The sequence below is a fragment of the Gardnerella sp. 30-4 genome, assembly GCF_001641215.1.
GTDB lineage: Bacteria > Actinomycetota > Actinomycetes > Actinomycetales > Bifidobacteriaceae > Bifidobacterium > Bifidobacterium leopoldii.
The window spans coordinates 1-10,964 of the sequence record NZ_LXJL01000035.1 but is presented as its reverse complement, the minus strand read 5'-3'; the positions used below and the strand labels follow the sequence as shown (position 1 = coordinate 10,964).

Sequence of the window (10,964 nt, the reverse complement as noted above, 5' to 3'; positions counted from 1 at the left end):
AGATGTGTATAAGAGACAGGGATAATATGAAGTCATTTTTGCGCTTGAAAGTTCCGTATTGGCTGTATGCATTTCTTTTCTTTGTTATTGACGGCATGTCGGTAATTATTGTGCAAATGGGTGTGCAGCGCGCTGGAAGAGTTGAGATGACTTCTGCAATGTCTGGTGGACGTTGGGGATTAATAACTAAAACTTGGAGAGAACTTAATTTTGTTATTGTTCTTAGTGCGCTCGTCGTTGCGATGATATACGGTTTAATTCTTTTGATTAGTAACCGATTTTGGATATCAAGTGCAATAATTCTAAGTGTTTCATTGCTTATTGCTGTTATTGAATATATGAAAGTAAATGTTCGTTATGAAACTATTCTTCCTGCGGACTTAAACTTTTTAAAAAGTAACACTGGTAATGTCGCTTCATTTTTGCCAGATAATGCTCCTATGGTCATTGGTGTTGCTTTAGGCGTTTTTATTTTGCTTTTAGTTACAACTGTTTGCTTACACATATTTGATACAAATCATGGAAAGATTGTGCGATTTAAAGATTGGCGCTATTCTGCTGGCATTCGTGTTGCAATTGCGTTGATTTTAATAGGGAATTTAAGCTGGTATATTGGCGGCGTTGGCACAGTCGACTCTTCAGCTAACGTTTTTTCTAAAATGCTTGGTGACAGTCCTGCTATGTGGGATTCTGTTTATGATGCTCAACGCAATGGTGCTATTGTGGCATTTTTGCGTAATGTAAATCCTAAAATTATGGATAGGCCGGCTGATTACAGTGAAGAAACTATGAAGGCTGTATACAAGCGTTATAACGATGAATCTAAACGTATAAATCGTTCTCGTACAACAAATATGAACGATAATACTTTTATTCTTATTTTGTCTGAATCGTTCTCTGATCCTACTCGTGTTCCTGGTTTGAAGTTGAACAAGAATCCAATACCATTTATTAGCAATTTGAAGAAGCATACGGATAGTGGTTTGATGCTTTCTTCTGGTTACGGTGGCGGTACTGCAAACCTAGAGTACATGTCTTTAACTGGTTTGAGCATGGCTAATTTTGATCCTTCAATGACTAGTCCGTATCAGCAGTTGGTTCCTAATGCTCAATGGTCTCCAACTATTAATCAATATTGGGATGATTCTCGTAATTCTATTAAATCTATAGCTTTCCACCCGTATGAGCCGAGCATGTATTTGCGCGCTACTAATTACAAAAAGTTTGGATTTAGTAAGTTCTACGCATTGCAAGGACCTGATGTTATTGCTCACCGTGATGTGCTAGATAAATCGCCGTATGTTTCTGACGCATCAGCATATAAGAGTGCGTTAGAAAAGATTAAAGAACATAAGCAACCTAGGTTCGTACAAATTGTTACTATGCAAAACCACATGCCTTATAGGGATTGGTATGCGAATAATGAATTCGAAGCGTCTTCTAAAGATGGTGCCGCTGATCTTGGTGATGATGAAAAAACTTCTATTGAAACGTATGCTAAGGGTGTGCAGCACACTGATGAAGCAACGCAAGCGTTTTTGAAGAGTTTAGATAAACTGAATAAGCCTATTACTGTTATGTTTTATGGTGACCATTTGCCAGGAATTTACGGTACTGCAAGTTCGGATGAAAAGAATTCATTGTCTTTGCATTTGACTGATTATTTTATTTGGTCAAATAAAGTTGCTTTGGAGCGTAAAGAGCGTAGTGAGAAAAAATCTTCAAACAAAAATGTAGAGCATTCTAATACAAGTAAAGATGTAGATCGTACTAATAAGTATTCTTCACCTAACTTCTTTATTTCTCAGGCTGCTTTACATATGAACGCTAAAGTTTCTCCGTATCTTGCTTTCTTAACTCGTTTACATGAGCATGTGAGTGCTATGGAGCCTCCTGTTGTAAATACTATTCAAGGCTGGGATAGAATTCCTGAAGGACAATCAATTTATTTGGATAACGATGGTAATCCGATGATTTTGTCTAAGATGGATAAGAAGTCACGTCAACTTCTTCACGACTATCGCTTAATACAATACGATATTACTGCTGGAAAGCATTATTTGCGTAATACTGATTTTATGAAATTACCGCGCTAAAAGTTAGTTTGATAATTAAAATGCCCCTCGTTTGTATTTGATAAATATTATTTTTCAAATAGCGAGGGGCTTATTGATTTGCAGTTTGTTAATGAAWAYTATATTTAATCCGGTTATTGTGTCGGTTGTAGTGCTATGCGCGCTTAGTCTTGCAAAACTTAATGTTTTGCTATCAATGATAGTAGCTTGCATTGCAGGTGGCATTGCCGGTCATCTTCCTCTTTTCGGTGACGGAAATCACACAATTATGGCTTTGCTTTGCGACGGTTTCTCCACCAACGCACAAACTGCACTCGCCTACATTTTGCTTGGAACTTTTGCGGAAGCAATTACTGCAACAGGCTTAGCTCAAATTATTTCTAAAAAAATTAGCTCAATCATTGGCATGAAAAAGTACGCTCTACTTGCGGTACTAACTCTTATTGCATGCATGTCTCAAAATATTGTGCCGGTTCATATTGCTTATATTCCTATTCTTATTCCGCCTATTTTGAGAGTTATGAATAAGATGAAGCTTGACCGTCGAGCTGCAGCATGCTGCACTGCTTTTGGTCTTGAAGTTCCGTATATTGCTATTCCGTTTGGCTTTGGTCTTATTTTCCAAACTGTTATTGCTACGAATCTTTCTAAAAATGGCATGAAGGTTAGTGTTGCAGACGTTAGTGCTGTGAACTGGTATTTAGGTCTTGCAATGTTTGCATCACTACTTTTTGCAGTGTTTGTGCTCTACAGGAAACCTCGCGAATACAAAACTACAGAAACTGACACTCGTGCCGCCGACGCCGTTGTCGGACCTCTTAATTTACGCCATTATGTGACTATTCTCGCAATTATTGTTGTTGTAGTAGTGCAAGTTATTAGTAAGGATCTTTCGCTTTCGTCTATTGCAGGTCTTGCAACTATGATTATTTTTGGAGCAATAAAGTGGAATGACATTGACAATCAGCTTACTGGCGGCGTAAAACTCATGGGTCTTATTGCGTTTGTGATGCTCATTGCGGGCGGATATGCTAACGTGATCCAAGCGACAGGCGGAGTTGAGGAGCTTGTAAACTTTGGTGTAGCTTCTATGGGACAAAACAAACTTGTTGCTGCATTTGTTATTACGCTTATTGGTTTGCTTGTGACTATGGGCATTGGTACTTCGTTTGGCACGGTTCCTATTCTTGCGGTTTTGTTCGTGCCACTGTGCCAGAGCATTGGTTTCAGCACTCCTGCAACGATTCTTCTTATGTCTTCTGCTGCAGCTCTTGGAGACGCAGGCTCCCCTGCTTCCGATACCACACTTGGGCCTACTTCCGGCTTAAACGCAGACGGTCAGCACAGTCATATTTGGGATACTTGCGTTCCAACATTCCTTATTTTCAATATTCCGCTTATGGCTGCCGGCATTGTAATATCACAGTTTATTTAGCAGATTATTTTGGCAAACACAGCAAGTAAAAACACAACTAGCGAATAACACAAATGACTAATAAACGCCAGTCGAGTTGAATAAACTCCCTGGCGTTTATTTTTAACCACCAATCAACCAATCGCAAAGTAGCCAATCGCTGCAAATTCGCAACGATTGGCCACTATCGCACGTCTCCCGATGATTTAATAAAAGCCATTCAAATAATAAAATAACTTAAGCTACAACCTCATTATGAAAGAACATCAAAAAGAAATTTCATATCTTGCATTATTTCTTCCCAAGAAAGACTTTTAGCCCAAGGTGCTTTCCTTTGGTAATCCTTCCACTTTATTCTCATCACTTCACTATCTTTAATCCTATCGAAAATTTCATTCACGTTACTCAGTAAATAAAGGGTGTTTCTCGTTTGAGAAGTAGCGTAAAAAGCTTTAGCAATCTCTTCTTTCTTAAAGACATTATCTCCTTGAGACACTCTAAGAGCATGCAAATCATAAAAATCTCGCATTCTCGTGTTAAATTCTTCCCTCACAAGAATTGTTTGCAACTTTTCTGCTAAAATCGTTGCAATTGGATAAGTCAATAAAGAGATAGATTATGAGAACATTAAAGGCAATTCTGCTTCCATAGCAGATGGAGTAATAGCATGTCCAGTTGAAATATCGATTTTAACAGGAGTTTTTGTACCATCAAAATCTGCAATTAGGCTAGCTCGAACCCCTGGATAGTCAGATTCTTGCATAATAGAATCAAGCGTTTGTAGCGTAAATTTAACACCATCATCGATATTGATAGATATTACATCTGATATAAAAATACGCACATCATCTTCACTAAGAGAAATATTTTGCATAGTTGTATCAATATCCATTGTTGTACGAAGATTTACGCCAACAAGATAAGAAATCAGCATTCCACCTTTTAGAACAAAATTGTCTTTATACCGCGAGCGAGAAACACGATCTAAAAAAACGCTCCATCATATATACGCGCATTAGCACGCGAGGATCTACACCCTTTTGGAGTGCAACATTCTTTATTTTTGCTTTAAGCTGATTAGCATCCTTCATTCTCATAACAACACCCCCAAATATTGTGAAATCAACTTTGAAATCCTAAATTTTTTAGCGTAATCGCTTAGTATATCAAGTCGCTTATCCTTTCTTTTAACATAAGCTTTTAACGCACCAAATACCACCTGTGCATCTATTTGAGAACGAGAACGCAAAATATCGCAAATTGTGCGCTCTAAATCATAAGAAGGCACAAGATTACCTTCAAGCGACATAAGATTCGTCTTACCAATTCCTAAAAAATCTGGTTTTATATAAAACACCCTAACACCAGTCTTAATTAGACTACTTGCATTATAAGTTGACGGAACAGTCACTGTTAAAGAAGAAGGTTCTCTATCAGTCAAATTATGTAGAAGAAGGGCAGATTCATGTGAAAAAACAGCAACAGATGTGCGCTTTGACAATAAATTCATTTCATCATTCCACAAATTGCTCTTAACGTAAACACCTTTTGATACGCGTTCTAAGCTCTCATCTTTAATAAATCGATAAACACTAGACGGGCTAATTCCAAGTTCTTTGATGACACTATCAATGCTTAAAACTTGCTTTTTCTCTATGTAATTGCACAATTGATCCTTTAACATTTGCCCACCTACTTAATGATACGTTTACGCTGATTTCATATATTATATCAGCATAAACGTATCAAATGCGCAAGCAAATCGTAAAGTGCAAATAGCCAAACCACATTTAACCAAATCACAAAGTAGCCAAACAACGCAATTTTGCACCTAATGGCCACTAGTGCCAAACAGAGACATCGCGCAGTACGCAATCTGCACCAGTGTCTCTACTGAGCTTAAAATTGCTCAGCGCAAACCAAGCGAAAGCCAAGCCCAAGCCAGATCAACATCCTCACATAGACACAGTGTAAAGCGAGTAGAAGTAAGCCTTTTGATTCATAAGCTCCTCAAAGCTTCCGCGCTCAATAAGCTCGCCGCTTTTCATCACAAGAATCTCATCATATTGCTTAAGCGAATTGGCATCCAAGCGGTGAGTTACCACGAGTCGAAGAATTCCTTGCAAATTTAAAATAGACTGCGTTACGTTCGCACTTGTCTCGTTATCTAACGCGCTTGTAGCCTCATCAACCAGCAGAATCTCGGACCTTTTAAGCAGGCTTCGCGCAATAGCAATACGCTGCTTTTCGCCGCCAGAAAGATGACTACCATTCTCGCCGCACTGATAATCCTTGCCTTTAGCAGCAATCAAATCATCCAAACCAGCCAAGTGAATCACACGATCCACTTCCACATCTGGGAATGGCTTAAAAAGCGTAATATTATCTAAAATCGAAGCATCAAACATAAACACAGACTGCTGCATAAGAGTCGTCTTATCGTAAAGCGAACTCTTGCTCACATTGCTAAGCTCGTGATTATCCAGCTTCACACTACCTTCATAATCCTTGTAGTAGCCCATAAGCAGATTAATCAAACTACTCTTACCAGCACCAGAAGGTCCCACTATCGCGTAAGATTTTCCAGCTTGCAAACTAAGACTTACATTTTTCAAGACTTTATGATCCAGGTCATAAGCGTACGAAACATCGCGCAAAACAACGTTTTTAATAGAATCGTCAATGATCTCGCCAGAATCTTCCTTAGCGTTACTCATATAATCAGCCATCTTGCTAATCAGCTTCTTGGCACCTTTCATCTCGCCAAGCATTTGCGGAAGACTTGCAATAGGCTGAAGCACGCCATTCATCAAATTAGTGAAAGCTAACACCATTCCAGCAGTAATAACACCAACATGAGCGTTAACCATCCAAGCACCAACAAGCATCACGCCAAGCTGAGTTGCAAGGCTTGAAATCGTTCCAAGAGCAGAAACAGTAGTCATCGTTTTTTCGCGAAGATTCTTAGTATGCTCAAGCTCCATCGACTGATTCTGATAACGGTTAATAACCTCCTGCTCCGCCTTAAAACTCTTAATAACCGAAACGCCGTTCAAAACATCCTTCGTCAAAGCTGTGTAAGACTCATTCGACTTAGAAACCTGCTCCTCTCGAGTGGCAATTCCGCTAGCTGTAAGGATCGAGCACACCATAGGAAGCACGGAAATAATAAGAGCAATAACAGTGAGCAGTGGACTATAGTAAATCATAAGAGCTAGCGAACTTACCAGCATAAGAACGTCTTGAACAAAGTCAAAAATCTTCTTCAAATACTTTTCTTGAATACGCTCGCAATCATTAGTAAGTACAGAAAGATACGTGCCGGAATTCGCGAGCGAAAAATCACTATAACTCTTCTGTAAAAGCTTCTTGATAACAGACTCTTTATACTGATTCATTGCTTTTTCAAGAAAGCGAGGGTACGAACTGCGCTTCAACGCGAAAATCAGGGAGATTGCCAGCATAAAGGAAACGACAAGCAGCAAAATAGTAGTTAAAGAGTAGGATCCTTTACCTGCCATATAGTCGAAAATAATTTGCAAAATCCAAGAAATAGCAGTGTAAATCATAGACAAGGAAATAAAAACTATCATCGAAAGAAAAGCTACAAGCTTGTTTTCTTTGAAAAATAGTTTTACGTAATTTTTTACGTCGGGATGCAGTTTGGATGATTGCTGATTCGCGGACGATTGCTGATTTGCTGTATTGTCAGTTTTGTTCATTCTCGCTACCTCTCACTTCCTTTATAGCTATTTTCGATATTTCTACTATTTCCTATCTAATAGCATTTTCGTAGCTAGCATTTTCGCTTCTATTTTGCCGATTCGCCCGCTACAAAACGTTGAAAGCTACACTATCATACTTATCCTGATTGTTCATGCTTATCTACTTGACAACACCTATAAATGGTTAAACACACTTACATGTAATGCTTGTTAGAAATAATAAGCATAGAGTTAAAAAAAAAATCAAATTAGAACGATGGTTTTATACGTGATATCAGCGTAAACGTGTCAAATGCGCAACACTGCTTCAATACAAAGCTCAAGAGCATACGCTTTAGAATCCCCACCCCAATTGCGCTCATCATAATTTTCAACATCATGCAAAGTATCTGCAGTATAAAGAATCTCACCCCAAACAATCTCGCGCATTTGCGCACAAGCTGCTAAAGCAGAACACTCCATTTCAACAACCGCGCATCCCTCCTGCTTACGGTTAGCAACTTTCGTCTTAGTTTCACGGAAAAATCCATCCGTAGTCCACGTCTTAACTTCATGATAAGGCAAATTATGCGCCTGCAAAGTTTGCAAAATAGCATGCCTCGAACGCTCTGAAACATCAACATAACGACTTGGAGGCAAATAATGATAAGAAGTCCCCTCATCCCTTAAAGCTTTATACGGAACCAGAAAAACGTTTTCCGCATAATCAACTAGCGATCCGCAAGAACCAGCACTAACAACTTCACTAACACCGTAAGAAATCAACCAATCTAAGATCTGAACAGCGGCCGGAGCGCCAACCGGGGCCTGTACTAAGCAGATTTTTTGCGTTTCTTCTTCTACTGCGCTGTTTGTATTTTCTCTTACTGTATCTCCTACTTTTTCTTCCAAAACATATATCGGATATTTTTTAGTTGCAGATTCAAAATTTGCTACAATTGTAGCTTTCCTACTTAAAGCATACTGATCAATTTCATCGCCTAAGAAAGCAAAAACCGCTTTAGATGGAAGCTGAACAGAAATATTATCGTGTTTTGGCATTAAAACTGCACTTTTATCGGAATCATACTCTAAAATTGGTAGATTATATTCTGTCATATAATCAACTCCATCCTACAAACCATTCAATCCTATATACAAATACACACATTAATACGCAAAGATCACAAAATGGTCAATTGCTGCAAATTCGCACTTAATGGCCACTAGAGAATCATATTTTCTGCATCATGTCCTGTCTTTTATAAAACCGCAGCAATCGATTTCTGCTAACTCAATAAAGCCAGCTGACTTATAAAAAGCAATAGTTTTTTCAGTACAATCCGTAGTCAATTGAATTTGACGAACATTAGGATAACAATCCACAATCGCCTTTAACAAAGCAGACCCTATCCCCTGCCTTTGATACTCAGGCAAAACAAGGATATCCTGGATAAGAACAACCGTATATCCGTCGCCAACAGCTCTAACAATGCCAACTAGCTCATCACTTTTATATGCAGCTAAAACCTTGAGCGAATTGTTAAAACCATTTTCCAAAGCAACTAAATCATCTGTGTACGCAGACCAACCAACGGAATCATACAACCTTAAAATATCTTTGCTATTATACTTTTCATACTCTTTTATTTGAACATCTGCTAAATTCATTGACAATAACACCCCCGAATACTGTGCAATCAACGTTGAAACCCTAAATTTTCTAGCGTAATCGCTCAGTATATCAAGTCACCTATCTCTTCTTTTAACATAGGACTTTAATGCACCAAAGACAACCCGTGCATTCGTGTACTACTATAGCGCTTTGACCGAGATTGAAATCATTGGGATTTCAATTCCCTTCAATACAAAAACTCACTTGGATTGGAAGTACTGTGAACCTCCAACGTGAGTTTCGTAAGAGATCTAACTAGCGAGCTTCTCACCGAATTTGTTTATTTAGAGGGTACACAAGTAAATAAAAACAAGAGCACTTCCCCGAATTTGTTTACTTATCAGCTATATAAGTAAACAAAAACAAGCGTCAGTAAACAAAACGGCCTTAACTATCAACTAGTCAAGGCCGCCTCATTTACTTTATAAGACTTTACGAAGCCTTATAAAAGCGCGTAAAACTTCAACTTACGCAAGTAAACACTAGTTATCTTACGGATTTTGCTTCAAACACTCTCCTCAATCGCACAACAGCGAAACCAGCAATAGCAAAACCTAAAGCAGAAATCAACGCAACAACTGAAGCTGACTCACCAGTCTTAGGCATATCTGGAACATGCTTTTCCGTATTATGTTCAACAACAGGAGATTTCACATATTCATGCGCTGTATTATGTTCATGCTCCGACTTAGGCGCATGAGATAGCTCTTGTTTAGTCTCCGGAGTTTGAGATTCAGGAACTGACAATGGATTCTCCATCCCTGATTCAGGCTCAAAAGGTGCAGGCAAAATTGGATCTGGAGTAGGTGCTGGTTTCAGATTCTTCGTAAAGATGGCATATACAGTCAAATCACTATTTACAAGCGTTGTTCCAGTAAATGCTTTACCTTTACCATCCGCCTTAGTATTCCACTCTTTAAACGTGTAGCCATCTTTAGTTGGATTCTTAGGCATTGACTGATCTTTTAACGCATCCGTATCAATAGCCTTACCAGTTTCCACCTTTACCGTTTGAGTCTTATCGCCATCCTTAAATGTAACCGTGCTTCGAATCTGCTTCCACTTGGCAGTAAACACAGTATTAGCATTCAACGTATACATATCACCAGGCTTGTAGGCTTTACCAGCAGCATCCACCCAGTTTAAGAACTGATAATCTTCGCGCGTAGGAGCAGCTAACATTTTAATACTCTTACCTTGCCGTATTGCACCACTTTTCTCAGCTTTACCGTCAATAAAAGTGCCACCATTAGCATTAAACGAAACTTTCGCATTCCACTGTGCGCGAAGTAAAAATTGATAGTCGCCCCGAGGATCTAATTTCTCATCATTCCACTGCGGCACGTCACAACTGGTATCCGAAAATAGTGACTTCTTATTCCAGTAGTAGCGTTTGCCTGCCATGTTATGATTCCGATAATATTCAATATCAGGAAGCTCGGTATACCATCCGCCAAACACCAAATTCTTTTTTGCAGGGTCAGCTGGGAAATCAACCGTATTATCCGTTTTTACAGTATTGACGATTGGATCCGTCTTACCTTCAATATTTCCGCCCTTAAGATCGAATTTCACGTTCAATTTTCCAAACGAAATTCGCAGAGGTATGGGCTTACCATCGTCGAGTTTATACGTAACAGTGAATTTAGAGTAGCCCTTTGCTGGAATATATGTGCGATCCGTATCATGAGAAAGATGATAACCCACGGGAATTTTATCAGTATCAATCGTTATTGTTAATTTTTCTCCTATCGCAAAATCGCCAACAAACCGCTGAAAGTTAGATTGCAGATTCTTCTTAACATCAATTTTCTTTCCGTTTTCATCCTCAACGGTTATTGGAAGATTTTCCCACATGCTTTCAATGTTTTTGTCAATCTGTCCTTTACCACCTGGATGCGTGTGGCCATACCCAGGGTCCAAAGCGATATCCATATCGAGTGAAAGCGGATATTTCTTGACTTCTGCAGTTCCCTTATCAGCAGCCTGAGCTGTCACTGTTCCAGCAAAAAGTCCAATCGTAGCTACAAAAGCAACTGCTAGACTAAATTATTTTATTATTCATTTTTTATTTCCAGCCAAACTAACTATTATCG

7 protein-coding genes and 1 pseudogene are annotated in these 10,964 nt (G+C 38.9%); 2 read left to right on the top strand and 6 right to left on the bottom strand.

All coding sequences use genetic code 11. The features are described from left to right. Nucleotides 1–26: 26 nt before the first annotated feature. Complete coding sequence (locus A5294_RS02955) at nucleotides 27–2,096, top strand: LTA synthase family protein (RefSeq protein WP_064340423.1); 2,070 nt, start codon at nucleotides 27–29, stop codon at nucleotides 2,094–2,096. A 91-nt stretch (nucleotides 2,097–2,187) separates the two neighbouring features. Then, entirely contained in the window at nucleotides 2,188–3,510 is a 1,323-nt protein-coding gene (locus A5294_RS02950) for a Na+/H+ antiporter family protein (protein WP_064340422.1), read from the top strand. A 232-nt stretch (nucleotides 3,511–3,742) separates the two neighbouring features. On the opposite strand, the pseudogene A5294_RS02945 reads toward A5294_RS02950, so the two are convergent. The 6 genes and pseudogenes from A5294_RS02945 to A5294_RS02920 all read right to left on the bottom strand — a co-directional run bounded on the left by A5294_RS02945 (nucleotide 3,743) and on the right by A5294_RS02920 (nucleotide 10,866). Continuing rightward, nucleotides 3,743–4,423: pseudogene (locus A5294_RS02945) on the bottom strand (nucleotidyl transferase AbiEii/AbiGii toxin family protein). Between the two features lie 159 nt (nucleotides 4,424–4,582). Then, nucleotides 4,583–5,173, bottom strand: a complete 591-nt coding sequence (locus A5294_RS02940; protein WP_004119958.1) for an abortive infection protein — start codon at nucleotides 5,171–5,173, stop codon at nucleotides 4,583–4,585. 271 nt (nucleotides 5,174–5,444) lie between these two features. Beyond that, a complete protein-coding gene (locus A5294_RS02935) occupies nucleotides 5,445–7,211 on the bottom strand; it encodes an ABC transporter ATP-binding protein (protein ID WP_064340421.1) in 1,767 nt (588 codons plus the stop codon). A 291-nt stretch (nucleotides 7,212–7,502) separates the two neighbouring features. Then, nucleotides 7,503–8,312 carry a nucleoside phosphorylase gene (locus A5294_RS02930; protein WP_004107172.1) on the bottom strand — a complete coding sequence of 270 codons (810 nt, stop codon included), beginning with the start codon at nucleotides 8,310–8,312 and terminating at the stop codon, nucleotides 7,503–7,505. Nucleotides 8,313–8,441: 129 nt separating this feature from the next. Beyond that, nucleotides 8,442–8,864 (bottom strand): GNAT family N-acetyltransferase, encoded by a 423-nt coding sequence (locus tag A5294_RS02925; protein WP_064340420.1) that lies wholly within the window; start codon nucleotides 8,862–8,864, stop codon nucleotides 8,442–8,444. 490 nt (nucleotides 8,865–9,354) lie between these two features. Then, nucleotides 9,355–10,866 carry an InlB B-repeat-containing protein gene (locus tag A5294_RS02920; protein WP_231880180.1) on the bottom strand — a complete coding sequence of 504 codons (1,512 nt, stop codon included), beginning with the start codon at nucleotides 10,864–10,866 and terminating at the stop codon, nucleotides 9,355–9,357. Nucleotides 10,867–10,964 lie beyond the last annotated feature (98 nt).

Excerpts from the sequence above, each read along its gene's own strand:
- A5294_RS02955 (WP_064340423.1), top strand. The coding sequence starts at position 27 with ATGAAGTCATTTTTGCGCTTGAAAGTTCCGTATTGGCTGTATGCATTT.
- A5294_RS02940 (WP_004119958.1), bottom strand. The coding sequence starts at position 5,173 with ATGTTAAAGGATCAATTGTGCAATTACATAGAGAAAAAGCAAGTTTTA.
- A5294_RS02935 (WP_064340421.1), bottom strand. The coding sequence starts at position 7,211 with ATGAACAAAACTGACAATACAGCAAATCAGCAATCGTCCGCGAATCAG.
- A5294_RS02930 (WP_004107172.1), bottom strand. The coding sequence starts at position 8,312 with ATGACAGAATATAATCTACCAATTTTAGAGTATGATTCCGATAAAAGT.
- A5294_RS02925 (WP_064340420.1), bottom strand. The coding sequence starts at position 8,864 with ATGAATTTAGCAGATGTTCAAATAAAAGAGTATGAAAAGTATAATAGC.